Below are 25792 nucleotides of genomic sequence, written 5' to 3' on the forward strand. Positions count from 1 at the left end.
GTTGCCCTTCGGGTGCAGAAAAGGAGTGCTCGATGCAACCTTCAGTCAAAGCTCTGCTTGCCCTCACCTGCATGACCCTCAGCAGCGTCACCCTCGGCGCCCAGACCCTGACCATCGCCACCGTCAATAACAGCGACATGATCCGCATGCAGAAACTCTCGAAGACCTTCGAGGCCGAGCATCCAGAGATCAAACTCAATTGGGTGGTGCTGGAAGAAAACGTTCTGCGCCAGCGTCTGACCACCGACATCGCCACCCAGGGCGGGCAGTTTGACGTGCTGACCATCGGCATGTACGAAGCGGCACTTTGGGGAGCCAAAGGCTGGCTGGAGCCGATGAAGGACCTGCCGGCCAGTTATGACCTCGACGACGTGTTCCCGTCGGTGCGTGAAGGCCTTTCGGTGAAAGGCTCGTTGTACGCCCTGCCGTTCTACGCCGAAAGCTCGATCACCTATTACCGCACCGACCTGTTCAAGGACGCCGGTCTGACCATGCCCGAGCGCCCGACCTGGACCCAGATCAGCGAATTCGCCGGCAAACTCACCAACAAGGACAAGGAACAGTACGGCATCTGCTTGCGCGGCAAGGCCGGCTGGGGCGAGAACATGGCGTTGATCACCACCGTGGCCAATGCCTACGGCGCCCGCTGGTTCGATGAAAAGTGGCAACCGGAATTCAACGGCCCCGAATGGAAAAACGCGCTGAACTTCTATGTCGATACCATGAAAAAGTTCGGTCCGCCGGGCGCATCGAGCAACGGCTTCAATGAAAACCTCGCGTTGTTCAACAGCGGTAAATGCGCGATCTGGGTCGACGCCAGCGTTGCCGGTTCGTTCGTCACCGACAAGACCCAGAGCAAGGTCAGCGATCACGTCGGCTTCACCTACGCGCCCCATGAAGTCACCGACAAAGGCTCGGCCTGGTTGTATTCCTGGGCGCTGGCGATCCCGACCAGTTCCAAGGCCAAAGACGCGGCAAAAACCTTCAGCACCTGGGCCACTTCCAAGGAATACGGGGCACTGGTGGCCGAGAAAGACGGCATCGCCAACGTGCCGCCAGGCACTCGGGCCTCGACCTACAGCGAGGCCTACATGAGCGCCGCGCCATTCGCCAAGGTCACACTCGAATCGCTCAAGGCAGCAGATCCGAGCAAGCCGAGCGCCAAACCGGTGCCGTACATCGGCATTCAATTGGTGACCATTCCCGAGTTCCAGGGCATTGGCACCCAGGTCGGCAAATCCTTCTCTGCGGCGCTGATCGGCCAGACCACAGTCGACCAGGCCCTGGCCGCCGCCCAGCAAACCACTGAACGAGAGATGAAGCGCGCCGGTTATCCCAAGTAACCCGTAAACATCCATTTTTGTGGCGAGGGAGCTTGCTCCCGCTGGGCTGCGAAGCGGCCCCTGCGATCTAACAGTCGCAACGTGCGAACCGGTTTTACGACGGCTTCGCCGCCGAGCGGGAGCAAGCTCCCTCGCCACAGAGAACTCGTCGGACAACGAGCAAGTGATCACCATGAATACTTCAACTGCCAAAGCTCACATGGAAATGCCCCAACCGGTACGCAAGAGCCGGTTGGTCAACCCCGGCTGGTTTCTCGTCAGCCCTTCGGTAGCGTTGCTGCTGTTATGGATGATCGTGCCGTTGGGAATGACCGTCTACTTCTCGACGATTCGTTATAACTTGCTCAATCCCGGCGAGAACGAGTTCATCGGGCTGGAAAACTTCACCTATTTCCTAACCGATTCGGGGTTCCTGCCCGGTGCCAGCAACACTCTGTTGCTGGTGGGCAGTGTGCTGCTGATCAGCGTGGTGTTCGGCGTGTTGATCAGTGCATTGCTGGAGGCCAGCGAGTTTTTCGGTCGCGGCATCGTGCGGGTGTTGCTGATCTCACCGTTCTTCATCATGCCCACGGTTGGCGCGCTGATCTGGAAGAACCTGATTTTCCATCCGGTGTCGGGGATCCTCGCCTACGTCTGGAAGCTGTTCGGCGCGCAACCGGTGGACTGGCTGGCGCACTACCCGCTGCTGTCGATCATTATCATCGTCTCGTGGCAATGGCTGCCGTTCGCGATCCTGATCCTGATGACCGCCATGCAGTCCCTCGATCAGGAACAAAAAGAAGCCGCGCGCCTGGACGGTGCCGGGCCACTGGCGATTTTCTGGCACCTGACCCTGCCGCACCTGGCGCGGCCGATTGCGGTGGTGGTGATGATCGAAACCATCTTTCTGCTCTCGGTGTTCGCCGAAATCTTCACCACCACCAACGGCGGCCCCGGCTACGCCTCGACCAACCTCGCCTACCTGATCTACAACCAGGCGCTGGTGCAGTTCGATGTCGGCATGGCCTCGGCTGGCGGCTTGATTGCCGTGGTGATCGCCAACATCGCGGCCATCGTGCTGGTGCGGATGATCGGCAAAAACCTGACTGACAAAGCCTGAGGCCTGCCATGACCCTTCAACAATCACGCCGTCTGCAAAGCCTGCTGCTCGGCACCCTGGCCTGGGCCATCGCGATCCTGATTTTCTTCCCGATCTTCTGGATGGTGCTGACCAGTTTCAAAACCGAAATCGACGCGTTCGCCACGCCGCCGCAGTTCATCTTCACGCCGACGCTGGAGAACTACCTGCACATCAACGAGCGCAGCGACTACTTCAGCTTCGCCTGGAACTCGGTGGTGATTTCCTTCAGCGCCACGGCCCTGTGCCTGCTGATCGCGGTGCCGGCCGCTTACTCGATGGCGTTCTACGAAACCCAGCGCACCAAGGGCACGCTGCTGTGGATGCTCTCGACCAAAATGCTGCCGCCGGTGGGCGTGCTGATGCCGATCTACCTGCTGGCCAAGAGTTTCGGCCTGCTCGACACGCGCATCGCGCTGATCGTGATCTACACCCTGATCAACCTGCCGATCGTGGTCTGGATGATTTACACCTACTTCAAGGACATCCCCAAGGACATCCTCGAAGCCGCCCGCCTCGATGGCGCAACGCTGTGGCAGGAAATGGTCCGCGTGCTGCTGCCGATCGCCAAGGGTGGCCTGGCCTCCACGGTTTTGCTGTCGCTGATCCTGTGCTGGAACGAAGCCTTCTGGTCGCTGAACCTGACCTCATCGAAAGCGGCGCCGCTGACCGCCTTGATCGCTTCGTATTCCAGCCCCGAAGGGTTGTTCTGGGCCAAGTTGTCGGCGGTCTCGACCCTGGCCTGCGCGCCGATCCTGATCTTCGGCTGGATCAGCCAGAAGCAATTAGTGCGCGGCCTGTCGTTTGGCGCCGTGAAATAAACGGTTCGCCCCTTGTAGGAGCCAGGCTTGCCGGCGAAGGCGCCCGTCAAATTGCCTTCGCCGGCAAGCCTGGCTCCTACGAAAAGCCGTCCGGTTTAAATGAATAAAAACATGCGGAGGCCCATCACCATGGCCAACCTGAAAATCAAGAACCTGCAAAAAGGCTTTGAAGGCTTTTCCATCATCAAGGGCATTGACCTTGAAGTGAACGACAAGGAATTCGTGGTCTTCGTCGGCCCATCGGGCTGCGGTAAATCCACCCTGCTGCGGTTGATCGCCGGGCTGGAGGAAGTCAGCGGTGGCACCATCGAACTCGATGGCCGCGACATCACTGAAGTCAGTCCAGCCAAGCGAGACCTGGCGATGGTGTTCCAGACTTACGCTTTGTACCCGCACATGAGCGTGCGCAAAAACATGTCGTTCGCCCTTGATCTGGCCGGCGTGCCCAAGGCCGAAGTGGAAAAGAAAGTCGGCGAAGCGGCGCGCATCCTGGAGTTGGGACCGATGCTCGAGCGCAAGCCCAAGCAACTGTCCGGCGGGCAACGCCAGCGTGTGGCGATCGGCCGGGCCATTGTGCGCAACCCGAAAATCTTCCTGTTCGACGAACCACTGTCCAACCTCGACGCGGCGCTGCGGGTGCAGATGCGTCTGGAGTTGCTGCGCCTGCACAAAGACCTGCAAGCGACGATGATTTACGTGACCCACGACCAGGTCGAAGCCATGACCATGGCCGACAAAGTCGTCGTGCTCAACGGCGGCAAGATCGAGCAAGTCGGCTCGCCACTGGATCTGTATCACCAGCCGGCCAACCTGTTCGTCGCCGGTTTTCTCGGCACGCCGAAAATGGGCTTCCTCAAAGGCCGGATCACTCAGGTCAATGGCCAGGGCTGTGAAGTGCAACTGGACGCCGGCACCCGCATCAGCCTGGCGCTGAGCGGCGCCAAGCTGAGCGTCGGCGGTGCGGTGACGCTGGGCATTCGCCCCGAGCACCTGGAATTGGCCAAACCCGGCGATTGCACACTGCAAGTCACCGCCGATGTCAGCGAACGCCTGGGCAGCGACACCTTCTGCCATGTTCGCACCGCTTCCGGCGAAGCCCTCACCATGCGTGTACGCGGTGACCTCGCCAGCCGTTATGGCGAAACCCTGAGCCTGCATCTGGATGCCGAACACTGCCATTTATTCGATGCCGACGGCGTGGCGCTGACCCGTCCTTTGCGCGTTGCTGCCTGATTTGCGAGAGTGTGTGATGAAACTGAATAAACAGAACCTCAACCGCCTCGCCCCCGAAGTGGCACTGCCCGCCTACGCCCTGAGCGACACGCGCCAAGGTATCGCCCACATCGGCGTCGGCGGTTTCCATCGCGCCCATCAGGCGTACTACACCGACGCGCTGATGAACACCGGCGAGGGCCTGGACTGGGCGATCTGCGGCGTCGGCCTGCGTGCCGAAGACCGCCGCGCCCGCGACGATCTCAAGCAACAGGATTGCCTGTTCACCCTGTTTGAGCTGGGTGATACCGATGACACCGAAGTCCGGGTAATCGGCGCCATTCGCGACATGCTGCTGGCAGAGGACGGTGCGCAAACGCTGATCGACAAACTCGCCGACCCGCAGATTCGCATCGTCTCGCTGACCATCACCGAGGGCGGTTATTGCATCGATGACAGCAACGGCGAGTTCATGGCGCACCTGCCGCAGATCCAGCACGACCTCGCCAAGCCGGACTCACCCAAAACCGTGTTCGGTTTTCTTTGCGCGGCACTGGCCAAGCGCCGGGCCGCAGGTATACCCGCGTTTACCTTGATGTCCTGCGATAACCTGCCGCACAACGGCGCGGTCACTCGCAAAGCACTGCTGGCATTCGCCGCGCTGCGGGACGCCGAGTTGCGCAACTGGATCGAGCGCAACGTGACGTTCCCCAACGCCATGGTCGACCGCATCACGCCGATGACCAGTACTGAGCATCGCCTGCTGCTGGCGGACAAACATGGCGTCGATGACGCCTGGCCGGTGGTCTGCGAACCCTTTGTGCAATGGGTGCTGGAAGACAAGTTCGTCAATGGCCGGCCGGCCTGGGAAAAGGTCGGCGTGCAGTTCACCGACGATGTCACGCCCTATGAAGAGATGAAGATCAAACTGCTCAATGGCAGTCATCTGGCCCTGACCTATCTAGGGTTCTTGAAGGGCTATCGCTTCGTTCACGAAACCATGAACGACCCGCTGTTCGTGCGCTACATGCGTGCCTACATGGACCTCGACGTCACGCCGCAACTGGCGCCAGTGCCAGGCATTGACCTGACCGATTACAAGAACACGCTGGTCGAACGCTTCTCCAATCAGGCCATTGCCGATCAACTGGAACGTGTGTGCTCGGACGGGTCGTCGAAGTTTCCCAAGTTCACCATTCCGACCATCAACCGCTTGATCGCCGATGGCCGCGAGACCAAGCGTGCGGCGCTGGTGGTGGCCGCATGGGCCTTGTACTTGAAAGGCGTGGATGAAAATGGCGATACCTACTCGATACCGGATCCACGGGCGGCGTTCTGTCAGGCGTTGGTGGCCGACGACGTATTGATCACCCAGCGCTTGCTGGAGGTTGAGGAGATTTTCGGCACCGCGATCCCTCGCTCGGCAGAGTTTGTCGCGGCGTTTGAGTGGTGTTGCAACAGTTTGCGCGAGGTGGGTGTGACGCGCACGCTTGAGCGGGTTCTGGCGTAAGCATGCGGTGAATCTGCTGCCGTCATCGCGGGCAAGTCGAATCGTCGCACCGCCGCTCCCACAGTGATTTCTGATCGTTCCCACGCTCTGCGTGGGAATGCAGCCCGGGACGCTCTGCGTCCCCATCCAGAAGCAGACGCGGAGCGTCCATTGAGGCGTTCCCACGCAGAGCATGGGAACGATCTTCATACACCAAGGACCCACCATGGCAGACCAACAATTATTCCTCGGCATCGACTGCGGCACCCAAGGCACCAAAGCCATTATCCTCGATGCGGTCAGTGGTGCCGTGATTGGCCAGGGCGCCGCTGCCCACACCATGATCAGCGGCGCCAACGGCCGTCGCGAGCAGGACCCCGCTCAGTGGCTGGATGCTTTCGCCAGCGCCACTCGCCACGCATTGCTGGCGGCCGGTGTCGATGGCCAATCGATCCTCGGCATCGGTGTGTCCGGACAACAACACGGCCTCGTCCTGCTCGATGATCAGGGCCAGGTCCTGCGCCCCGCCAAACTCTGGTGCGACACCGAAACCAGCGCCGAGAACGATCGCCTTCTCGAACGCCTGGGCGGTGAAAAAGGTTCGCTGGAGCGCCTTGGCGTGGTCATCGCACCGGGTTACACAGTCTCTAAGCTGCTCTGGACCAAAGAACAGCACCCGGCGGTATTTGCCCGAATCGCCCGCATTCTGTTGCCCCATGATTACCTGAATTTCTGGCTCACCGGCCGCAGTTGCAGCGAGTACGGCGATGCTTCCGGCACGGGCTATTTCAACGTGCGCACTCGCCAGTGGGATTTACAATTGCTGCGCGACATCGATCCGAGCGGGCGCCTGCAAGCGGCATTGCCGGAGCTGATCGACGCGCACGCAGCGGTCGGTACGATCTTGCCGGCGATCGCTGGACGATTGGGTATCAATCCGCAAGCCCTTGTTTCCAGCGGCGGTGGCGACAACATGATGGGCGCCATCGGCACCGGCAATATTCGGCCAGGCGCCATCACCATGAGTCTCGGCTCATCCGGCACGGTGTACGCCTATGCCGATCAACCGATCGTCAGCCCGGACGCTGGAGTCGCCACATTCTGTTCTTCGAGCGGTGGCTGGTTGCCCTTGATTTGCACCATGAACCTGACCAATGCCACCGGGGTGTTCCGTGAGTTATTCGAGCTGGATATCGATCGCTTCAATGCACTCGCGGCCCAGGCACCGATCGGTGCCGAAGGCGTTTGTGTGCTGCCGTTTTTCAATGGTGAACGCGTACCCGCCCTGCCCCACGCTACCGGCAGCGTGCGCGGCTTGACCATGACCAACCTGACCCAGGCCAATCTGTGCCGTGCAGTGGTTGAAGGCACGACCTTCGGATTGCGTTTCGGTGTGGACCTGCTGCGGCAAAATGGCTTACAAAGCCGCAGCATTTGCCTGATCGGCGGCGGCTCGAAAAGTACGGTATGGCGCCAGGTAGTCGCGGACATCATGAACACTGCGGTGGTCTGCACTGAACAAAGCGAAGCCGCGTCCCTTGGGGCGGCAATTCAGGCGGCGTGGTGCAAGTCCCGGGAAAGCGGCCGAGAAGAGAGCCTGGCGGATCTGTGCGAGCGCTGCGTGAAGCTCGACCCGGCGAGTGAAACCTTGCCCATTGCACAAAACGTCGTGGCTTCGCAGCAAGCCTACGAACGCTATCAACAGCATGTCGCAACCCTTTGAAGAGTGAGCAATTATGTATCTGGTGTGTGGCGAAGCGCTGTTTGATTTTTTCAGTGAAAACGATGCCAGTGGCCTGGCTTCAAAAGTGAATTTCAAGGCGATTGCCGGCGGTTCGCCGTTCAATGTCGCGGTGGGTTTGCGCCGTTTGGGTGTGAACGTGGCGCTGTTTGCCGGGTTGTCCACCGATTACCTTGGCCGACGACTGTTGCAAGTGCTGCAGGACGAAGGGGTACAAACCGGCTATCTACGGGATTTCGCCGCACCAACCACGCTGGCGATGGTTGCGGTGGGTGCTGATGGTTCGCCACATTACAGCTTCCGTGGCGAAGGTTGTGCCGATCGGCAATTGAAAGTTGAGCATCTGCCGGAACTTGGGCCTGACGTACGCGGCTTGCACATCGGCTCGTTTTCGCTGGTGGTGCAACCGATTGCCGACACGCTGCTGGCGTTGGTGCGACGGGAAAGCGGTAAACGCCTGATCAGCCTCGATCCGAACGTGCGCCTCAACCCCGAGCCAAATATCGAGTTGTGGCGTTCGCGCGTGGCCACGCTGGTCGAACATGCCGACCTGATCAAGGTCAGCGATGAGGATTTGCGCCTGTTGTATCCCGAACAGGACCCTGCGCGGGTCATCGAGGGCTGGCTGCAGCACCGTTGCCAGTTGGTGTTCCTGACGCGCGGTGGCGAAGGCGCGACGGTGTTCAGCCGGGTCCATGGTTCGTGGTCGGTGCCGGCCTGCGCGGTCAAAATCGCAGATACCGTGGGCGCTGGCGATACTTTTCAGGCGGCGTTGATTGCCTGGTTGACTGAGCAACAACTGGATTCAATCGAGGGATTGCGTGAGCTCAGCCGCGAGCAGATCGAAGCGATGATGCGGTTTGCGGTTCAGGCAGCGGCACTGACTTGCGGCAAAACCGGGCCGGACCTGCCCTATCGAAAACAACTGGCATAACGCACCTGATGGTGTGGTCGTCCGCCGAACGGTAGTGGCAAAGCGACAGGTGGCATTCAGGAGAATTAACCAATGCTTAATCGTGCAGTCCAACACTTACTGGACCGCACGCCCTCAGAGTTCTCTGACGCCCAGTGCGGCAGGTTCGACGATCCGTCGAGCTGACTTCCGTCTGCACTGGAGATTGCCCCATGAACTCGCGCGTTTTGCTCGTTTCTTCAGCTCTTGTCTGTGCCAGCTTTTCAGGTTTTACCGTAGCGGACACCACCGTCGCCGACGCGATACCCTCGTATCATTACGGGATGCCCCTGCACATTGGCAAAGTGATTGCCCTGACCGAACCCACGACGATGGATTGTGAAGTGATCACGGCAACGATGACGTATATCGATCAGCAGTCGGGCAAACCCGCGGAACTCGCCTACCGAAAACTGTCGGACGCTTGCAGTTATCAAAACTGACTCATCGCACAAGTTGCATTTATGCGTTCGATCTGGCGCTGGGCCTGGTGTTTTGATCCAGGCCCGCAGCGCACGGCAGATTCAAACGTTGGGCTACAGCGCTTTGCCCAGCACCTCACGGTGCTCGTTTTCCCCGTGATGGTGGTAAAGGTCTGAGCGCAGCCCCGCAATCAACTCATGGATTTCCCTGCAGCTGTTCAGATGCTGGGCATCGATATCTGTCCTCAATAGATCGAGGGTATCAGTGCCATCCTCCGCGAAGACCTTGACGGTCATCTTGAGGTCCGGAGAGAGCGAGCATTGGCAGCGTTTCGGCAGGAAACTGCTTTCAATGATGTTGCGAAGTTCCAAGGCAGAAAGAAACATGGCGACCCTCTCCTTTGTGAGACTGCCAACGGTTATCGATGGCTGACTCGTGTGCGATCCCGGTCAGCTTAAGAACATCTACAGCATAAAACATGCCTTGAATTCAGCTATGCAGCTCATCGGTAAATCAGAGGTTTAGGTTAACAACCTGTAACAACCGTCATGCAAATTGCACTATCGGCCTCAGATAGCCCTGCAAATTGCACACAGCGTGAGTTTGCATCGAGTGCCCGTGGCAGGGAGAATGCGCGCAGGCGATCGTTCGCTTCTGTTTACCTGCAAGGAGGCACCATGAGTCCTTTAATTGTTCGCACATCCATCGGCGTTATCGCGGCTGCACTGTCGGGCGTCATCCACGGGGCAACGCTGGAAAAAACCGCGCCATTTCCAAAAGCCGAGGACGGCTTCAGTCGCCAGGTCATTCACTTGGCACCGCAAACCCGGGAAGACGATTTCCAGGTCGAAATCCTCGCTGGCAAGACCCTTGCCGTCGACTGCAACCGCCAACGCCTGGGCGGCATGCTTGAGGAAAAAAACCTCGAAGGCTGGGGTTATCCGTTTTACCGACTGGAAAAAGTCATCGGCCCGATGAGCACCCTGATGGCCTGCCCGGACGGCAAGCGCAAACAGGATTTCGTGCCCGTGGTGGGTGACGGTTTCATGCTGCGCTACAACAGCAAACTGCCGATCGTGCTCTATGTACCTGAGGATGTAGAGGTACGTTACAGGATCTGGTCGGCGTCGACCAAAGTCGAAAAAGCCGTTGCCGAATAATCCTTGCACATCATGCCAACGCGTCGCCAAACGCGGCGCGCTCGGCCGCATGGATGCGGTTCAACAGCTCTGATCCGGACATTTTGGCGATTTGGAAGCGGCTATCGCGAGCAGGCTCGCGCCCACAGGCCTGGTGAACATCACCCGATTCATTTCGCCAAGCGCTTGAGCCCCAGCACCATCACCCCTGCCCCCAGCAGCATCGCGCTCAAGAACAACGGATAAGAAATCCACCACGGCGTGCCTGCCGTCATCATGCTGAATTCGGACATTCCGCCGATGCTTGCGATCAGGTTCAGCGGCAAAAACACCACATTGATCAACGTCAGTTTGCGCAACAGGTTGTTCATGCTGTTGTTCATCAGATTGCCCCGCGCGTCGATCAGCCCGGAGAACACCGTCGAGTAGATTTCCGCCTGCTTGTAGCACTGGTTGTTTTCTATGATCAGGTCGTCGATCAGGCTGATGGCATGGGCATTGAAGTGTTGCTTTTCTGCGTGGTTGCGCAGTCGGGTGAGGACCGCGCCGTTGCTGTGGATGGCGTTGATGTAATAGATCAGGCTTTCGCTGAGGTTGAACATCTGGATCAGGTGCTGATTCTGCATCGACGCATTGAATTTCTGCTGCAGCTCCCGGGCAACCAGTTTGATCACCTTGAGGTGACCCAAGTAGTGATGGATGTTGTTGAAGAGCAGATCGAGCAACACATCCAGCGGCGTGTTCAGCGCCTGACGCTTGCCCAACCCGCTCAGCGGCGCGTCATCGGTGGCGATCACCAGCAAGCGGTCCGGGCAAAACAGCAAGCCACAGGATGACACTTCAAACGCCAGGCTCTGCGAGCCGGAGTAGTTTTCCGGGCGTTTCCAGATCAGGAACAGGTTGTCGGGGTGAAACTCGATGCGCGACACCTCGTCAGGGTCGAGTGCCGACGCCAAGGCGTGTTCATCGAGTTTGAAATGGCTGTGCAACAGGTCGCGCTCGGCCACATCGGGATTGCTGAACAGCACGACCGGGGCATCCAGCCGATCGACGGCGTGCAGAGCGCCGTGGGTCAATTCAAAGCCCTTGATCATCGGCTGATCACCAGGCCTGGCCGCGACGTTTCAGTTCCAGGCGTCGCACGAACTCTTCCAGCACCAGTGAATACAGGTCGTCTTGCAAATACGCGTCTTCGATGCCTGCGTCCATGTTCGGGTTGTCGTTGACCTCGATCACCACCACTTTGTCCCCCGACTGCTTGAGATCAACGCCGTACAGACCATCGCCGATCAGGTTGGCGGTCTTCACTGCCAGTTCCACCACCGCTCGCGGCGCTTCGTGGACGGCCAGGGTTCGGCACTCACCGTTGATATCCTGGCCTTTGGCCTTGTGGTTGTAGATTTGCCAATGGCCCTTGGACATGAAGTACTGGCAGGCAAAGATCGGCTTGCGGTTCAGCACGCCAATGCGCCAGTCGTACTCGGTGTAGAAAAACTCCTGCGCCAGCAATAACACCGAATGCTCGAACAATTCAGCGGTAGCTTCGAGCAAGGCTTGCTGGCTTTCCACCTTGATGACACCCCGGGAAAAACAGCCGTCGGGGATCTTCAGCACCAACGGAAACCCCAGGCGTTCGCCCACCCGCTCGAAATCTTCCGGTCGTTCCTTGTAGAGTATTTCGGTAGCGGGCATGCCCAGTTGGTGACTCTTGAGCAAGTCGGTCAGGTACACCTTGTTGGTGCAACGCAGAATCGACGCCGGGTCGTCCATCACTACCAGCCCTTCACTTTCGGCCTTCTTGGCGAATCGATACGTGTGGTTGTCGACGCTGGTGGTCTCGCGGATCAGCAAGCCGTCGTATTCGGCAATTCGCGAATAGTCCTTGCGCTCGATCAGATCAACGTCGATCCCCAGCGTCCGGCCGACCCTGACAAAATTATCCAGCGCCTTGGCATTGGAGGGCGGCAAGGCTTCCTGGGGGTCATGCAGAATGGCCAGGTCGTATCGGGCCAATCGCCGGGATCGCGGCTGGCGCCAGATTTTTCGACTGAAACTATCCAGGGATTGTGCAAACTGATCTTCCTGATCTTCGCGCAACTTATGCAGTGCACCCGACTTAACGCCTTCGATGTGCCAGCCGTTAGTTCGACGAAATTCAACTAACAGAATCGGGCAGGCAAATACTTCAAATAATTGCCGCGCCAAATCCTGCAACGGCTCGATATTGGTCTTGCCGAAGTAAAGTGTCAGGGTAAAACCTTCGGTATCGCTGTAAGCATGATGACTAAGCGCTTTTTCCAGGGTTTTATCCAAGTCATCCAACGCTAGACCGTACAAGGATTTACGGGTGAGTTCACTGATGGTTCGCACAGAGGGAATGACCTTGTGCCCACGGGCCTCTGCCAGCAGCGAGCAGTAGTACCCGTGCCCCAGATACTTGTAGCTGCGGCACAGGTTGATGACCTGAACCCGCTTGCCCTGATCGTTGTTGCGGGTTTGTTCCAGGTATTCCTGGGCCGTGACAATGTCCTCGCTGGGAAAGTAGGAAGCCCAGTCCTCCCTGCGTTCGACGATGATAATCAACTGGCTGGAAGTTCTACCCGACTCATTTGAAGAACCTTTTAAATAAGTTTCAGAAGTGATTGCCGCCGGCAAAGTTTGCTCGGATACTTCGCGCCAATGACCTTGTACCGCTGACATAGTGATCGATCCGTTGGTGAACAAGACCTTTCCTATTAAGCACGATGTTTTTCGAAAGTCCCGTTTCGTTACGCAACTTTTACGGCGGTCGTATGAATACATTATTTCGTTTGGCGGTATTGCAAGACTTGCCTCAGTTATTGCAACTGGAAGAGCAGTGTTTCACCACCGATCGGCTCAACAGTCGCAGCTTTCAATGGATGATTACTCGTGCCCACGGGCAACTGTTGGTAGCACAGCACGGTGAGCATTTGCTGGGTTACGCCGTGGTGCTATTTCATCGAGGTACGTCGCTGGCACGACTGTATTCGATCGCCATCGCCGCCCAGGCGCGAGGCAACGGATTGGGTAAAAAATTGCTCGATCGCGTCGAGGCCTGCGCTCTGGAGCACGACTGTGCTTATTTGCGGCTGGAGGTGCGTATCGACAATCCTGCGGCGATTGCCTTGTATGAACGCAACGGCTACCGGCGCTTCGCCGTGATTCATGACTATTACCAGGACCATGCCGATGCGCTGCGCCTGCAAAAACGCATCCTTGAGCATCGCGAGTCGCGTAACGTTCAAGTGCCTTATTACGCACAAACCACCGAATTCACCTGCGGTCCGGCTTGCCTGATCATGGCCATGGCCGCACTGCAGCGTGACCAATATCCGCAACGCCGCGAAGAACTGCAGATCTGGCGCGAGGCGACTACCGTTTTCATGACCTCCGGCCACGGTGGCTGCAGCCCTCAAGGCTTGGCGTTGGCGGCCTGGCGCCGCGGGTTTCGGGTGCGTCTGCAACTGAGCATGAGCGGGCCGTTGTTTCTCGACGGCGTGCGCAACGAGCATAAAAAAGACGTAATGCGTCTGGTGCACGAAGCGTTCACTGAACAGCTGCTTGCCAGCGACGTCGAGTGCGAAATCGGCGGACAGCTGGACCTCCCACGGCTGCTGGAGCAAGGCGGTCAGCCTTTGGTACTGATCAGCAGCTATCGCCTGACTCGCTCCAAATCACCGCACTGGGTGATCGTTACCGATTGCGACGACGAATTCGTCTATCTGCACGATCCCGATGTGGACCACAGCCAGCATCGACAAACCATGGACTGCCAGCATGTGCCGGTCAGCCATGGGGAATTCGAGAAGATGTGCAGCTTTGGTCGGGACAAGTTAAGGGCGGCGGTGATCCTGCATAACCGTTGAAAAGATCGCAGCCTGCGGCGGCGCCTCCAGGTCGCGCATGCTCATGCAGGCGCTGCAGCAGGCTGCGATCTTTTTTGCGTTACTTCAATCCGACTTTATACAACGCGCCGTCCTCTTCATCGGTCAACACATACAAGTAACCATCCGGCCCTTGCCGCACATCGCGGATGCGCTTGTTCAGCTCCCCCAGCAGGCGCTCTTCGTGAACCACCTTGTCGCCGTCGAACTGCAAACGGATCAGTTCCTGCGTGACGAGCGCACCAATGAAAACGTTGTGTTGCCAGGCCTTGAAACGATCGCCGTCGTAGAACGCCATGCCGCTCAACCCTGGAGATTTTTCCCAGAAATGCCGTGGCCCGACGGTGCCTTCAGCGGTTTTGCCCTGGGCTTCAGGAATGGGCAGCCCGGAATAGTTGATGCCGTGAGTCGCCAATGGCCAACCGTAATTCTTGCCGCGCTCAATCACGTTGATCTCGTCCCCGCCCCGAGGCCCGTGTTCGTTTTCCCACAGTGTGCCGGTCCATGGGTTGAGTGCCGCACCTTGCGGATTACGCACCCCGTAGGACCAGATCTCGGGACGCACACCGGACTGACCGACAAATGGGTTGTCTTCCGGTACCTTGCCGTCGGGATAAATGCGTACGACCTTGCCTTGGAGTTTGTCGAGGTCTTGTGCGGTTGGCCGGTCGTTGTTTTCCCCGAGGGTAATGAACAGATAGCCATCACGGTCAAATACCAGCCGTGAGCCAAAATGGTTGCCGACGGATAGCTTGGGTTCCTGACGGAAAATCACCGTGAAATCCCTGAGGCTCGTCAGGTCTTCGGACAGCCTGCCGCGACCGACGGCCGTACCGGCCTTGTTACCCTGACCACCACCCTCGGCGTAGGACAGATAGATCAAGCGGTCTTGCTTGAAGTCGGGTGACAGCGCCACATCCAGCAAGCCACCCTGCCCTTTGGCCCAGACCTTGGGCACGCCGCTGATCGGTGTCGACACCTTGCCCTGCGTGTTGACCAGGCGCAGATTACCGGGCCTTTCTGTCACCAGCATGCCCTGGCGATCCGGCAGAAACGCCACGGACCAGGGGTGCTCCAGCCCCTCGGCGATGGGGGTGACTTCAAGCGTGCCCAGTTCACTTTTCATCGCCTGTGCGGACGCGGCAAGCGCAGGCGGCGTAACGGTCAACATTGCACTGGCACAGAGAGCGGTCAGAAGAGATTTACACAACATGCACGATTCCTTTTGTCATGAGAATGGCGGGGAGAAATGCAGATTTTGCCGTTCAACGAATGGGAGTACCCCGCGCTGGCGGGTTGGGTATGAATCTGGGAGAGCTGGCGGGAGCCGCTGGCGTCTGCGGGTAGCGATTGCCGATGCCACCGTTGTCGAGGGTTGGCGGACGTGGCACAGGGACCGTATTCGGTCCTCGGATCGCCGGGGCACTGGGTTGCGTGCCTTGCATGCTGTTGGGATTGGCCCGGCGAATCGGGCTGTTGTAGGGGTTGTTGTTACCGCTGTTCGGCAGGCTCTGCGCCAAAAGCAACGGCGCGTGAGTCGAAGGGACTTGCGCCTGGGCCAGCGGGCCGAGAATGCTGCTCGAGGCCAACAGGATGAAGCCGAGGATGCATCTGTTCATGGGTTGCCTCTGGGCACGCGCGATTAAGGTCTTCGATAGCACGCTACGCCCCGGGTTCGGATTTGTTAATCAAAACCTCAACGGCAAGGTGTAACACGAAGTTGATCTTGCGCGAGAGACGGCTGCAGGCCGCTGAAACTTTTGCTCGAGGCCTACGGTCACCTGATCATCACTCGCGAGAACACGACCATGGCACGGGCAATCTGGAAAGGCGCGATCAGTTTCGGACTGGTGCATATCCCCGTGGCGCTGGTCTCGGCGACCTCTTCCCAAGGGGTGGACTTCGACTGGCTCGACAGCCGCAGCATGGAGCCGGTGGGCTACAAGCGTGTGAACAAGGTCACCGGCAAGGAGGTGACCAAGGAACACATCGTCAAAGGTGTAGCCTACGAAAAGGGTCGTTATGTGGTGCTCAGCGAAGAGGAAATTCGCTCAGCGCACCCCGTATCCACGCAGACCATCGACATTTTCGCCTTTGTCGACGGCGAACAGATTCCGCTGCAAAACATCGATACGCCCTATTACCTGGCACCGGATAAACGTGGCGGCAAAGTCTACGCGTTGTTGCGCGAGACGTTGACCAAAACCAAGAAAGTCGCGTTGGCACGCGTGGTGTTGCATACCCGCCAGTACCTCGCGGCATTGATGCCACTGGAATCGGCGCTGGTACTGGTCAAACTGCGTTGGCCGGCGGAAGTCCGCAGCCTTGACGAGCTGGCGTTAGGGCCGGACGTCACCAAAGCAGAACTGGCCAAAGGTGAACTCGACATGGCCAAACGCCTGGTGGAGGACATGAGCGCAGAATGGACGCCCGAAGATTACCGGGATGAATTCGAAGACAAGATCATGGCCCTGGTCGACAAGAAGGCCCATGAAGGCAAGATCGAAGACGTTGAAACGGCGACTGGCGAAGAAGAGCGCAAGACCGCGGATGTCATCGATTTGACCGAACTGCTCAAGCGCAGTCTTGGGGGCAGGAGCGCCGACAAGGCGCCTGCGAAGAGCAAATCAGCGAGCAAACCGGCTGCGCGGAAGAAAGTCAGCAAGTGATGCGGTGAATGTTCCGGCCTCATCGCGGGCAAGCCCGCGATGACGTCAGCAGCAGCACTGACAAGAGATTCAGACCAGGACAAAAATCGCCAGCAGACCACCGAAGAAGGCCCATTTCTGCAAGTAATAGAGCTTGCGATTACGCTTCTTCAATTCCTTGCCGCGCAGACGAATCTTGTAAATCTTGCCGAACAGGCGATTGATGCCACCCGTCTTGTCGCCCGCCTCGTTGGGCGCGCCGGCAGCCGACATCACCGTGCGGCTGAACCAGCCATTGAACGCGGCTGCCCAGCGATACTTCATCGGGCGCTCGATATCGCAGAACAGAATGATGCGGTTCTGTTGGGTGGTGTTTTCCGCGTAATGAATGAAGGTCTCATCAAACATCACGGCTTCGCCATCACGCCAGTGATAGTTCTCGCCATCGACGTTGATGTAGCAACCGGCATCATTAGGCGTTTCCAGTCCCAGGTGATAACGATAGGAACCAGCATACGGATCACGGTGACGAACCAGTTTGGAGCCCGGCGGCAACTCGGCGAACATCGCGGCCTTGATCGAGCCGATGCTCTGAACCAACTCAGTGGTGCGCGGGCACAGTTTCATCGCCGACGGGTGATTGTCGCCGTACCACTTGAGATAGAAGCGCTTCCAGCCCGTCTTGAAAAACGAGTTGAAGCCAACATCATCGTATTGGTTGGAACGCTTGATCTCGCCGGCACGCAGCAGGTTCTGGCCTTCGGCGCGGATTTCCTGCCAATGGGTTTGCAGGGGCGTCAGGTCGGGAAAGTCCGCCGGATCCAGGTAGGGCTTGTTGGGGACTTTCGAGAACAGATAAAGAAAGCAATTGATCGGCGCCAGAAACGTCGAGTGATCGCTCAACTGGCGCCCCAACTTGTGGCGCACGCGACCGCGCAGATGGACGTACGCAATGGATACAACGTAGACAGCGGCAATGATCAGTTTCACGGAAATCGTCACACATCAGAAGTGAACAAACTGCGCCCCTTGCCAGCCAGCGGCGTGTGGAGGCTTGTGCAGCGTCTTTTGGCCCGTTTTCGAGCCAGGCCGTATGTCGGCCTCGGTGAGAGATGGCATTTTAGCCACACTTTGTAACCAATAGTTAACCTATAACATTGAAAATGCGCACTGCTACCGCCAAAACGACGGTGTGGCCTCCATTGCCCTATCGTTTAAAGAGCCAGACCAGTACAATCGCCGCCAAACTTTACGCGCCACTCGTTGATGACGGAAAAAAACCGTTTCAGCGCACCTTGACTCGGGTCAAGCGCGGTCCAGCCGCCACCCTGGCTACTCTGAATGCTTCGCAGGAAAAACCTTTGATCTCTACAGCTAACATCACGATGCAGTTCGGCGCCAAGCCGCTATTCGAAAACGTTTCGGTCAAATTCAACGGTGGCAACCGTTACGGCTTGATCGGCGCCAACGGCTGCGGCAAGTCGACTTTCATGAAGATTCTTGGCGGTGACCTCGAACCTTCGGGTGGTCAGGTCATGCTCGAGCCGAACGTGCGCCTGGGTAAATTGCGCCAGGACCAGTTCGCCTACGAAGAATTCACCGTGATCGACACCGTGATCATGGGTCACGAAGAGTTGTGGAAGGTCAAGGCCGAGCGCGACCGCATCTACTCGCTGCCGGAAATGAGCGAAGAAGACGGCATGGCCGTGGCCGAACTGGAAACCGAGTTTGCCGAAATGGACGGTTATACCGCCGAGTCCCGTGCCGGTGAGCTGCTGCTGGGCCTGGGCATTCCGCTGGAACAGCATTTCGGCCCGATGTCCGAAGTCGCTCCAGGCTGGAAGCTGCGCGTATTGCTGGCCCAGGCGCTGTTTTCCGATCCGGAAGTGCTGTTGCTCGACGAACCGACCAACCACCTGGACATCAACACCATTCGCTGGCTGGAATCGATTCTCACCGTGCGTAACAGCACCATGATCATCATTTCCCACGACCGTCACTTCCTCAACAGCGTGTGCACCCACATGGCTGACCTGGACTACGGCGAACTGCGCCTGTTCCCGGGCAACTATGACGAGTACATGACCGCGGCGACCCAGTCCCGCGAGCAACTGCTGTCGGACAACGCGAAGAAGAAAGCCCAGATCGCCGAACTGCAAACGTTCGTCAGCCGCTTCTCGGCCAACGCCTCGAAAGCCAAGCAGGCCACTTCCCGTGCCAAGCAGATCGACAAGATCCAGCTGGCCGAGGTCAAGCCATCGAGCCGCGTGAGCCCGTTCATTCGCTTTGAACAGACCAAGAAACTGCACCGCCAGGCTGTCACCATCGAGCAGATGTCCAAGGGCTTCGACGGCAAGACGCTGTTCAAGAACTTCAGCTTCACCGTTGAAGCTGGCGAGCGCGTAGCGATCATCGGCCCGAACGGTATCGGCAAAACCACCCTGCTGCGCACCTTGATGGGCGAGCTGACCCCGGACGCCGGTTCCGTGAAGTGGACCGAAAGCGCGGAGCTGGGCTATTACGCCCAGGACCACGCCCACGACTTCGAAGACGACGTCAGCCTGTTCGACTGGATGGGCCAGTGGACACAGGGCGAGCAGATCATTCGCGGCACGTTGGGCCGGATGCTGTTCTCCAACGACGAGATCCTCAAGTCGGTCAAGGTCATCTCCGGTGGTGAACAAGGCCGCATGCTGTTCGGCAAGCTGATCCTGCAAAAGCCGAACGTACTGGTGATGGACGAACCGACCAACCACCTGGACATGGAATCCATCGAAGCGCTGAACCTGGCGCTGGAGAACTATCCAGGCACGTTGATCTTCGTCAGCCACGACCGTGAATTCGTTTCCTCCCTGGCCACTCGCATCATCGAGCTGAGCCCGAATGGCGTGACCGACTTCAGCGGTACCTATGACGATTACCTGCGTAGCCAGGGCGTAGTGTTCTAAGCGTCCGCTTTAATCGAAAAGCCCTGTCCTTGTGACGGGGCTTTTTGCATTTTGCGACCTGATCGTTCCCACGCTCTGCGTGGGAACGATCAGGATCACGACCTGGAAAACATAGTTAGCCAGCTTTCTTTTATCCCGCGCCCAAGCCATCATGCAGCTCTCCCTCCGCCGCCCGCGAACGAGCCCTCATGTCTGCGCAGCAACAGCCACCGCACAGTTCCATGGCGATCACCCTGCAGATCGTCTCCATCGTTTTCTACACTTTTATTGCCTTCCTCTGCATCGGCTTGCCCATTGCGGTGTTGCCGGGGTATGTCCATGAACAACTGGGGTTCAGTGCTGTAATCGCGGGGCTGACCATTGGTTCGCAGTACCTTGCGACCCTGCTCAGTCGGCCCATGGCCGGACGCATGTCCGATAATGTCGGGACCAAACGGGCGATCGTTTACGGGTTGTCAGGGATTGTGTTGAGCGGTGTGCTGACGCTGCTGTCGACCTTGCTGCAAGGGTTTCCGTTGTTAAGTTTGTCGATCCTGATCGCCGGCCGCTTGTTGCTGGGGATCGCCCAAGGCTTGATCGGCGTCGGCACCATCAGTTGGTGCATGGGCCAGGTTGGCGCGGAGCACACGGCACGTTCGATTTCCTGGAATGGAATAGCTTCCTACGGTGCGATCGCCATCGGAGCGCCGTTGGGGGTGGTGATGGTCGCTCAGTTGGGGTTCGCCAGCCTGGGCATTGCCCTGTCGATACTGGCCTTGGCGGCGCTACTGTTGATTCGCAACAAACCGTCGGTGCCAGTGGTGCGTGGTGAGCGCTTGCCGTTCTGGGCGGTGTTCGGGCGCATTGCACCGTTCGGTGCGAGCTTGAGCCTGGCGTCCATTGGCTACGGCACCCTGACCACCTTCATTACCTTGTACTACTTGAACCGCGGCTGGAGCGGTGCGGCGTACTGCCTGACGGTGTTCGGCGTGTGCTTTATCCTCGCGCGATTGTTGTTCATTTCCAGCATCAGCCGGTTTGGCGGATTCAGCTCGGCCATTGCCTGCATGACCATCGAGACAGTCGGCCTGGTGCTGCTGTGGCTCGCACCCTCAACCGGGTATGCCTTGATAGGTGCCGGGTTGACCGGGTTTGGCCTGTCGCTGGTTTACCCCGCGCTCGGTGTCGAGGCGATCAAACAAGTGCCCAACTCCAGCCGTGGCGCGGGACTGAGTGCTTACGCAGTATTTTTCGATCTGGCATTGGCGATTGCCGGCCCGCTGATGGGGGCCATTGCGCTGAACATGGGGTACTCGTGGATTTTCTTCAGTGCGGCGCTGTTGTCGATCAGCGGTCTTGGATTGACGCTGCTGCTCAAGCAGCGTTCGATGGCCCAATAAACTGTGGGAGCGTTGAGCTACTGATCGGCGGTTTGCATCCCGGCCCGGGTTGCCTTGCCCAGGGTACGCGAGAAAAAACGTCCAGCCTCGGCAATCAGATTGCGATGAATGTCTTCGCGGTCGACGCCATCAGCATCGGTGCAAAGTGCCGGCATGATCGCGATCTGTTCGTCATTGCAAGGTGCCATGAACACGAAGTGCCCTGCCCCGGACAATAATCTGAAGTCCGGTGCGATGGGCAGTTTGCGCGCCAGCGCTGCGGCGTTCTTGTCAAAGGCCACCAATTTGTCGCCGTCACCGCTGTAGAGCAGCACCGGCACATGCACATCGGCCAACGTGTGTCGGCCGAACTTCAGGCTCAGCGGCGCCATCAGCAGTAACGCATGGACCCGAGGGTCAGCCACCGGTTGCAAATCATCACGGTCGACAATCAACTCACCCTGGGTATTGCAGGCGTCACGGTCATCCGGACGCTCCTGGCAGTAACGGCGCAGGCGATCGAGATCGGGCGTCGCGCCGGACAGAATCAACGCGGTCTCCCCGCCGGCTGAATAACCGATAACGCCCACCTGCTCGGCATTGACGAACGGCGCGAGCATACGATCGCCCAACGTCGCGGTGATGGCTTCGGAGATCTGGATCGGCCGCCCGTACAGGTTGCTCAAGGTGCCGAGTCGGCTGTGGTCCCTGGAATTGTCCCCGGGGTGAATCACCGCCACCACCACAAACCCTTTGCGAGCCAGCGACGTGGCCAGATCGTGCAGCGCCAACGGAGTGCCGGTATTGCCGTGGGAGAGCATCAGCATCGGGAAGCGGCCCATGGCGACCCTGGTGTCTTCGCCGGCTTCGACCGTGTAGCCCTCAAGCTTGCTGGAATGTTCTTTTTCGCTGGAGGGATAGAACGCGATGGCGCGCATCGGCTGCAGATCGAGCGGGTCGAGAAAACTCATCTCGTGATAACCGACGCTCCAGTGAGGATGTGGCGCGGGGGCGGCGTGCACCGAATTCAGGCTGCTCAACAGGCATAACACTAAGGTTGCACAAAGACGCATCATGGGATGCCCACCTTGTTACCGGACCATGGAGGTAAACCCTCGATTGCATATCTTGGGCCACAACCCGTAACGACCAGAAACAAAAAACTCCGCACCTGGTACTTGCATATCCAGAATACAGAGTTTTTTGGGGCTTTACCTGAACGGTTTGCTGCTTTACGCAAGCCTTACGCAGCGGCGAACAGTTGCTCGCTGATTTGCGTCTGGGCGTCGTTCATGGCTTTGGTACGCACTTCATCACCATAGGCGAGGCCGTGGGCGCGAACGAACTCGATATCGGTGATGCCGATGAAACCGAACAGCACTTTCAAGTACTCTTCGTGGGCTACGCCGGTCGCCTGACCTGCGTGCAGGCCGCCGGACGTCGAAACGATCACCACTTTCTTGCCACCGCACAGGCCTTCAGGACCGGCTTCGGTGTAACGGAAGGTCTGACCGGCCACGGCAATGCGGTCGATCCAGGCCTTGAGCTGGGTTGGAATGGTGAAGTTGTACATCGGCGCGGCAATCACTACTGCGTCGGCAGCGAGAAATTCAGCGAGGGTTTGGGCGCTCAGTTCGGCTTCGTGCTGTTGTGCGGCATTGCGCAGTTCAGCGCTGGTCCCGGCAGCAACCAGCGTCGTCGCGGAAAAGTGGCTGATGGCATCAGCGGCCAGATCACGATAGGTCACCACAGCGGATGGCTCGGCAACTTGCCAGGCTTTGACCACTTCACCGCTCAGCTGACGGGAAGCCGAGTTGTCACCAAGAATGCTCGAATCGATATGCAGCAGTTTCATGTGGGATCTCCAGGTGAGGATCGCCCACAAGGGCGATCTGATGGAAACAATCCTACAGACGAAACCAATAGCTGATTAGCATGCAACAATGCGATAGTTTGTCTCACTGATAGAACAATCGAGCACACACGCATGCAAGACCTCAATGACCTTTATTACTTCGCCAAAGTTGTCGAGGCTGGCGGCTTCGCAGCGGCCGGGCGCTCGCTGGGGATTCCCAAATCGCGCTTGTCGCGGCGCATTGCCGAACTGGAGGAGCGTCTCGGCGCACGTCTGCTGCAACGCACCACCCGCCAGCTCAAGCTGACGGCTGTAGGTGAACGCTACCTGCGACACTGCCAGGCAATGCTGCTCGAAGCGGAAATGGCTGATGAGGCTGTGGCCAGCATGTCCAGCGAACCACGCGGTCGTTTACGGGTGTCTTCGCCGGTCGGATTGGCCCATGAAATGTTGCCGGGTGTGATCAGCAATTTCCTCGAAAAATTTCCCCAGGTGCAATTGGAAGTGATGCTGGTCAACCGCCGCGTCGATCTGGTGACCGAAGGCGTGGACGTCGCTTTACGTGTACGCGAGCCCGGCGACGAAGACCCGCTATTGGTTACACGCCGACTGCGTCAGGCGCAAATGCTGATGGTGGCCAGCCCCGCGTTCCTCAAGGGACATGACATCAGTCATCCCGATGACCTGAAAAGCCTGCCAGTGCTGGGTGCACTTGAACCCGATCGAATGGTGCACATTCGTCTGGTTGATCGTCAGGGTAAAAGTTACGAGCTGTCCCTTGAAGCACGACTGGGCATTGATGACTTCATCGTGCGCAAGACCTGCGCCCTCGCCGGCCAGGGCTTTACCACATTGCCGATGATGTACTGCGAGCAGGAACTGGCAAACGGCTCTCTGGTGCAGTTGCTGCCCGAGTGGTCCTTGCCGGGAGGCTGGCTGCAAGCAGTCTACCCTCATCGACGTGGGGTGATGCCGGCGGTTCGCGCCTGGCTTGACCATTTGATCGAAACATTCAATGCCTGCGGAGATCGCTTGATATGAAGGCTGGGCGCATGAGCGAAGACGAGGTCGCAGCATTCTGCCTCGCACTGCCGGGTGCACGGGAAGACTACAAATGGGGCGGCGTACGGGTGTTTTCGATTGCCGCAAACAAGATGTTCGCCCTGCAGAACCTGCGCGGTGCGTCACTGGCGTTCAAGGTCGACAAGGATTTGTTTCTCGGTCATTGCGATCGCCCGGGAATTCATCCGGCGCCTTATCTGGCACGCGCCCAGTGGATCATCATGGCCACGCCCTATCCGCTGGGCGGCGAGGAATTGCAGGCGCTGCTACGGCGCTCCCATCAACTGGTCGTCAGCAAATTGCCCAAGCGCAGCCAGGTCGGCTTACTGCTTTAGAACAGCGCGAACAGGTGTGCGCCGAGGAACAAGTGGTCGATCCAGAACACCTGGTGCATCAGCACGATCAACCAGAACACCACTTGGAACGAAACCTTGCGCGTCTTGTGCCGAGACGCCTGTTGAGCCAACAAGGCGCCCGGCCAGCCACCGGCGAACTCCAGCGCATGCAGCACGTTTTCCGGGGTTCGCCACTGATCGGCGCGGGCCTTGCGCTTGTCGCTCCAATACAGCAAAAACGCCAGCACACTGACGATGCCATAGGCCGCCAGGGGAATCGTCGACACCCCATGCAGCCATAACGACGTCGAACCGAACAGAGGCAGCGCACACAGGATCGCAAACACCAGCCACTTCAGGCGAAGGTTTTGCACCCCTCCCCCGGATTGCCGACCGGGGTTGTTGCGTGCGCTGGAATCACTCATGGCTGGGCCGCTGTCCAATCGACCCAGCCGAACTGCCAGGTGGCCAGGATCAGCAGGCCGAAGGCAATGCGATACCAGGCGAACGCCGCATAACTATGGCTGGCGATGAATTTGAGCAAGCCACGTACGGCGATCATCGCGAAGATGAAAGCGGTGACGAAACCTATCGCGAACACCGGGAAGTCTGCCGGCACGAACAGGTCGCGGTACTTGTAGCCCGAGTACACCGCGGCACCGACCATGGTCGGCATGGCCAGGAAGAACGAGAACTCGGTAGCGGTCTTGCGCGACAGGCCGAACAGCAGTCCACCGATGATCGTCGAGCCGGAGCGCGAAGTGCCGGGAATCATCGCCAGGCACTGGGCGAAACCCACCTTGAGCGCATCTTTCCAGGTGATGTCATCGACGGTTTCGGCATGCACTTCATGCTGACGCTTTTCGGCCCACAGCATGATCACGCCACCCACGACCAGGGCTGCGGCCACGGTGATCGGGTTGAACAGGTAATGGTGAATCAGGTCGGCAAAGATTACCCCCAGAACCACGGCCGGCAGGAAGGCAATCAGCAGGTTCGCGGTGAAACGTCGCGCACTCGGCTGGGTTGGCAATCCAATGACCACGTCGAAAATCTTGCGGCGAAACTCCCAGACCACCGCCAGGATCGCCCCGAGCTGGATGATGATGTTGAACGCCATGGCGCGTTCACCACCGAACTCGAGCAAGTCCGCAACAATGATCTGGTGCCCGGTACTGGAAATGGGCAAAAACTCTGTCAGTCCTTCTACAACGCCAAGAATCAAAGCCTGAAAGGCAGTCCAAAGGTCCATCAATCCCCCAAAAGGCTATGCATCTGCGCATGCCCCGTCATTAATACCAAGCGTTCACTGCGATCAGCGTCGTTGAAGTCCGCGTGCGCAAAGTCCCCCCTGGCCCCTGAAAATCGCGTGGAAAATCAATTTGGATTCAGGTTTTTGCGCGCCGGGCCGAAATCCTAACAGACAAGTCTGAAAAGCGCTGCC

General features: G+C 58.5%; 25 protein-coding genes. 15 read left to right on the forward strand and 10 right to left on the reverse strand.

Translation table 11 applies throughout. From position 1 onward, the window contains the following. Positions 1 to 32: 32 nt before the first annotated feature. The 8 genes from D8U18_RS05840 to D8U18_RS05880 all read left to right on the forward strand — a co-directional run bounded on the left by D8U18_RS05840 (position 33) and on the right by D8U18_RS05880 (position 9118). The gene (locus tag D8U18_RS05840) at positions 33 to 1343 is read left to right on the forward strand and encodes a sugar ABC transporter substrate-binding protein (protein ID WP_130905589.1); all 1311 of its coding nucleotides are present in this window, start codon (positions 33 to 35) and stop codon (positions 1341 to 1343) included. A 199-nt stretch (positions 1344 to 1542) separates the two neighbouring features. After that, the gene (locus tag D8U18_RS05850) at positions 1543 to 2442 is read left to right on the forward strand and encodes a sugar ABC transporter permease (RefSeq protein WP_236708491.1); all 900 of its coding nucleotides are present in this window, start codon (positions 1543 to 1545) and stop codon (positions 2440 to 2442) included. A gap of 8 nt (positions 2443 to 2450) precedes the next feature. Then, a complete protein-coding gene (locus D8U18_RS05855) occupies positions 2451 to 3281 on the forward strand; it encodes a carbohydrate ABC transporter permease (protein ID WP_007936731.1) in 831 nt (276 codons plus the stop codon). Positions 3282 to 3410: 129 nt separating this feature from the next. Next, positions 3411 to 4514 (forward strand): sn-glycerol-3-phosphate ABC transporter ATP-binding protein UgpC, encoded by a 1104-nt coding sequence (ugpC, locus tag D8U18_RS05860; RefSeq protein WP_056855423.1) that lies wholly within the window; start codon positions 3411 to 3413, stop codon positions 4512 to 4514. A 16-nt stretch (positions 4515 to 4530) separates the two neighbouring features. Continuing rightward, positions 4531 to 6003, forward strand: a complete 1473-nt coding sequence (locus tag D8U18_RS05865) for a mannitol dehydrogenase family protein (RefSeq protein WP_131107262.1) — start codon at positions 4531 to 4533, stop codon at positions 6001 to 6003. 205 nt (positions 6004 to 6208) lie between these two features. Continuing rightward, positions 6209 to 7705 carry a xylulokinase gene (gene xylB / locus D8U18_RS05870; protein WP_131107263.1) on the forward strand — a complete coding sequence of 499 codons (1497 nt, stop codon included), beginning with the start codon at positions 6209 to 6211 and terminating at the stop codon, positions 7703 to 7705. Positions 7706 to 7718: 13 nt separating this feature from the next. Further along, on the forward strand, positions 7719 to 8657 hold the full coding sequence (locus D8U18_RS05875; RefSeq protein WP_056855426.1) for a carbohydrate kinase: 939 nt from the start codon (positions 7719 to 7721) through the stop codon (positions 8655 to 8657). Between the two features lie 191 nt (positions 8658 to 8848). After that, positions 8849 to 9118, forward strand: coding sequence for a DUF2790 domain-containing protein (locus D8U18_RS05880; protein WP_130930947.1), 270 nt, complete (start codon positions 8849 to 8851; stop codon positions 9116 to 9118). 93 nt (positions 9119 to 9211) lie between these two features. Here the strand turns inward: D8U18_RS05880 and D8U18_RS05885 are convergent, their stop codons facing one another. Further along, positions 9212 to 9484: a DUF1652 domain-containing protein gene (locus D8U18_RS05885; protein WP_130905595.1), complete on the reverse strand. Its 273-nt coding sequence runs from the start codon at positions 9482 to 9484 to the stop codon at positions 9212 to 9214. Between the two features lie 291 nt (positions 9485 to 9775). Here D8U18_RS05885 and eco point away from each other — a divergent pair, with 291 nt between their 5' ends. Continuing rightward, the gene (eco, locus tag D8U18_RS05890; RefSeq protein ID WP_130930946.1) at positions 9776 to 10258 is read left to right on the forward strand and encodes a serine protease inhibitor ecotin; all 483 of its coding nucleotides are present in this window, start codon (positions 9776 to 9778) and stop codon (positions 10256 to 10258) included. Between the two features lie 149 nt (positions 10259 to 10407). Here eco and D8U18_RS05895 read toward each other — a convergent pair whose 3' ends face one another. Both D8U18_RS05895 and D8U18_RS05900 read right to left on the reverse strand, forming a co-directional pair. Continuing rightward, entirely contained in the window at positions 10408 to 11331 is a 924-nt protein-coding gene (locus D8U18_RS05895; protein ID WP_056855430.1) for a magnesium transporter CorA family protein, read from the reverse strand. A 7-nt stretch (positions 11332 to 11338) separates the two neighbouring features. Next, positions 11339 to 12937, reverse strand: a complete 1599-nt coding sequence (locus D8U18_RS05900) for a RimK family protein (protein ID WP_131107264.1) — start codon at positions 12935 to 12937, stop codon at positions 11339 to 11341. A gap of 92 nt (positions 12938 to 13029) precedes the next feature. Here D8U18_RS05900 and rimI point away from each other — a divergent pair, with 92 nt between their 5' ends. Then, positions 13030 to 14124, forward strand: a complete 1095-nt coding sequence (rimI, locus tag D8U18_RS05905; RefSeq protein ID WP_131107265.1) for a ribosomal protein S18-alanine N-acetyltransferase — start codon at positions 13030 to 13032, stop codon at positions 14122 to 14124. A gap of 79 nt (positions 14125 to 14203) precedes the next feature. Here the strand turns inward: rimI and D8U18_RS05910 are convergent, their stop codons facing one another. After that, on the reverse strand, positions 14204 to 15355 hold the full coding sequence (locus D8U18_RS05910) for a PQQ-dependent sugar dehydrogenase (protein WP_131107266.1): 1152 nt from the start codon (positions 15353 to 15355) through the stop codon (positions 14204 to 14206). Between the two features lie 52 nt (positions 15356 to 15407). Further along, a complete protein-coding gene (locus D8U18_RS05915) occupies positions 15408 to 15761 on the reverse strand; it encodes a hypothetical protein (protein WP_130905601.1) in 354 nt (117 codons plus the stop codon). Positions 15762 to 15950: 189 nt separating this feature from the next. Here D8U18_RS05915 and D8U18_RS05920 point away from each other — a divergent pair, with 189 nt between their 5' ends. Further along, complete coding sequence (locus tag D8U18_RS05920; RefSeq protein WP_056855593.1) at positions 15951 to 16811, forward strand: Ku protein; 861 nt, start codon at positions 15951 to 15953, stop codon at positions 16809 to 16811. Between the two features lie 69 nt (positions 16812 to 16880). On the opposite strand, the gene lpxO is transcribed toward D8U18_RS05920, so the two are convergent. Next, positions 16881 to 17780, reverse strand: coding sequence for a lipid A hydroxylase LpxO (gene lpxO / locus D8U18_RS05925; protein WP_130907271.1), 900 nt, complete (start codon positions 17778 to 17780; stop codon positions 16881 to 16883). Positions 17781 to 18151: 371 nt separating this feature from the next. Between lpxO and D8U18_RS05930 the strand changes: the two genes are divergently transcribed. Together D8U18_RS05930 and D8U18_RS05935 are read left to right on the forward strand one after the other, a co-directional pair. After that, a complete protein-coding gene (locus tag D8U18_RS05930; protein WP_033044478.1) occupies positions 18152 to 19738 on the forward strand; it encodes an ABC-F family ATPase in 1587 nt (528 codons plus the stop codon). 188 nt (positions 19739 to 19926) lie between these two features. Beyond that, on the forward strand, positions 19927 to 21117 hold the full coding sequence (locus D8U18_RS05935; RefSeq protein WP_056855436.1) for an MFS transporter: 1191 nt from the start codon (positions 19927 to 19929) through the stop codon (positions 21115 to 21117). A 17-nt stretch (positions 21118 to 21134) separates the two neighbouring features. Here D8U18_RS05935 and D8U18_RS05940 read toward each other — a convergent pair whose 3' ends face one another. Further along, entirely contained in the window at positions 21135 to 22172 is a 1038-nt protein-coding gene (locus D8U18_RS05940; RefSeq protein WP_056855437.1) for a dienelactone hydrolase, read from the reverse strand. A gap of 167 nt (positions 22173 to 22339) precedes the next feature. After that, positions 22340 to 22951, reverse strand: a complete 612-nt coding sequence (locus D8U18_RS05945; RefSeq protein WP_056855438.1) for an FMN-dependent NADH-azoreductase — start codon at positions 22949 to 22951, stop codon at positions 22340 to 22342. Between the two features lie 132 nt (positions 22952 to 23083). Here D8U18_RS05945 and D8U18_RS05950 point away from each other — a divergent pair, with 132 nt between their 5' ends. Both D8U18_RS05950 and D8U18_RS05955 read left to right on the forward strand, forming a co-directional pair. Beyond that, positions 23084 to 23992 carry a LysR substrate-binding domain-containing protein gene (locus D8U18_RS05950; protein ID WP_056855439.1) on the forward strand — a complete coding sequence of 303 codons (909 nt, stop codon included), beginning with the start codon at positions 23084 to 23086 and terminating at the stop codon, positions 23990 to 23992. Next, positions 23989 to 24348: an MmcQ/YjbR family DNA-binding protein gene (locus tag D8U18_RS05955; protein ID WP_056855440.1), complete on the forward strand. Its 360-nt coding sequence runs from the start codon at positions 23989 to 23991 to the stop codon at positions 24346 to 24348. Before D8U18_RS05950 ends, D8U18_RS05955 begins: the two co-directional genes overlap by 4 nt. Here the strand turns inward: D8U18_RS05955 and D8U18_RS05960 are convergent. Together D8U18_RS05960 and D8U18_RS05965 are read right to left on the reverse strand one after the other, a co-directional pair. After that, complete coding sequence (locus D8U18_RS05960) at positions 24345 to 24773, reverse strand: DUF1294 domain-containing protein (RefSeq protein WP_131107267.1); 429 nt, start codon at positions 24771 to 24773, stop codon at positions 24345 to 24347. The genes D8U18_RS05955 and D8U18_RS05960 overlap by 4 nt on opposite strands. Then, complete coding sequence (locus D8U18_RS05965; protein ID WP_056855442.1) at positions 24770 to 25600, reverse strand: undecaprenyl-diphosphate phosphatase; 831 nt, start codon at positions 25598 to 25600, stop codon at positions 24770 to 24772. Before D8U18_RS05965 ends, D8U18_RS05960 begins: the two co-directional genes overlap by 4 nt. Positions 25601 to 25792: the final 192 nt, after the last annotated feature.

Source organism: Pseudomonas sp. Sample_10, assembly GCF_004321495.1.
GTDB lineage: Bacteria > Pseudomonadota > Gammaproteobacteria > Pseudomonadales > Pseudomonadaceae > Aquipseudomonas.

Excerpts from the sequence above, each read along its gene's own strand:
- xylB (WP_131107263.1), top strand. The coding sequence starts at position 6,209 with ATGGCAGACCAACAATTATTCCTCGGCATCGACTGCGGCACCCAAGGC.
- D8U18_RS05960 (WP_131107267.1), bottom strand. The coding sequence starts at position 24,773 with ATGAGTGATTCCAGCGCACGCAACAACCCCGGTCGGCAATCCGGGGGA.
- D8U18_RS05840 (WP_130905589.1), top strand. The coding sequence starts at position 33 with ATGCAACCTTCAGTCAAAGCTCTGCTTGCCCTCACCTGCATGACCCTC.
- D8U18_RS05965 (WP_056855442.1), bottom strand. The coding sequence starts at position 25,600 with ATGGACCTTTGGACTGCCTTTCAGGCTTTGATTCTTGGCGTTGTAGAA.
- rimI (WP_131107265.1), top strand. The coding sequence starts at position 13,030 with ATGAATACATTATTTCGTTTGGCGGTATTGCAAGACTTGCCTCAGTTA.
- D8U18_RS05875 (WP_056855426.1), top strand. The coding sequence starts at position 7,719 with ATGTATCTGGTGTGTGGCGAAGCGCTGTTTGATTTTTTCAGTGAAAAC.
- D8U18_RS05895 (WP_056855430.1), bottom strand. The coding sequence starts at position 11,331 with ATGATCAAGGGCTTTGAATTGACCCACGGCGCTCTGCACGCCGTCGAT.
- D8U18_RS05885 (WP_130905595.1), bottom strand. The coding sequence starts at position 9,484 with ATGTTTCTTTCTGCCTTGGAACTTCGCAACATCATTGAAAGCAGTTTC.
- D8U18_RS05920 (WP_056855593.1), top strand. The coding sequence starts at position 15,951 with ATGGCACGGGCAATCTGGAAAGGCGCGATCAGTTTCGGACTGGTGCAT.
- D8U18_RS05935 (WP_056855436.1), top strand. The coding sequence starts at position 19,927 with ATGTCTGCGCAGCAACAGCCACCGCACAGTTCCATGGCGATCACCCTG.
- D8U18_RS05865 (WP_131107262.1), top strand. The coding sequence starts at position 4,531 with ATGAAACTGAATAAACAGAACCTCAACCGCCTCGCCCCCGAAGTGGCA.
- D8U18_RS05880 (WP_130930947.1), top strand. The coding sequence starts at position 8,849 with ATGAACTCGCGCGTTTTGCTCGTTTCTTCAGCTCTTGTCTGTGCCAGC.
- D8U18_RS05850 (WP_236708491.1), top strand. The coding sequence starts at position 1,543 with ATGGAAATGCCCCAACCGGTACGCAAGAGCCGGTTGGTCAACCCCGGC.
- D8U18_RS05945 (WP_056855438.1), bottom strand. The coding sequence starts at position 22,951 with ATGAAACTGCTGCATATCGATTCGAGCATTCTTGGTGACAACTCGGCT.
- D8U18_RS05950 (WP_056855439.1), top strand. The coding sequence starts at position 23,084 with ATGCAAGACCTCAATGACCTTTATTACTTCGCCAAAGTTGTCGAGGCT.
- D8U18_RS05955 (WP_056855440.1), top strand. The coding sequence starts at position 23,989 with ATGAAGGCTGGGCGCATGAGCGAAGACGAGGTCGCAGCATTCTGCCTC.
- D8U18_RS05915 (WP_130905601.1), bottom strand. The coding sequence starts at position 15,761 with ATGAACAGATGCATCCTCGGCTTCATCCTGTTGGCCTCGAGCAGCATT.
- D8U18_RS05940 (WP_056855437.1), bottom strand. The coding sequence starts at position 22,172 with ATGATGCGTCTTTGTGCAACCTTAGTGTTATGCCTGTTGAGCAGCCTG.
- D8U18_RS05855 (WP_007936731.1), top strand. The coding sequence starts at position 2,451 with ATGACCCTTCAACAATCACGCCGTCTGCAAAGCCTGCTGCTCGGCACC.
- ugpC (WP_056855423.1), top strand. The coding sequence starts at position 3,411 with ATGGCCAACCTGAAAATCAAGAACCTGCAAAAAGGCTTTGAAGGCTTT.
- eco (WP_130930946.1), top strand. The coding sequence starts at position 9,776 with ATGAGTCCTTTAATTGTTCGCACATCCATCGGCGTTATCGCGGCTGCA.
- D8U18_RS05910 (WP_131107266.1), bottom strand. The coding sequence starts at position 15,355 with ATGTTGTGTAAATCTCTTCTGACCGCTCTCTGTGCCAGTGCAATGTTG.
- D8U18_RS05900 (WP_131107264.1), bottom strand. The coding sequence starts at position 12,937 with ATGTCAGCGGTACAAGGTCATTGGCGCGAAGTATCCGAGCAAACTTTG.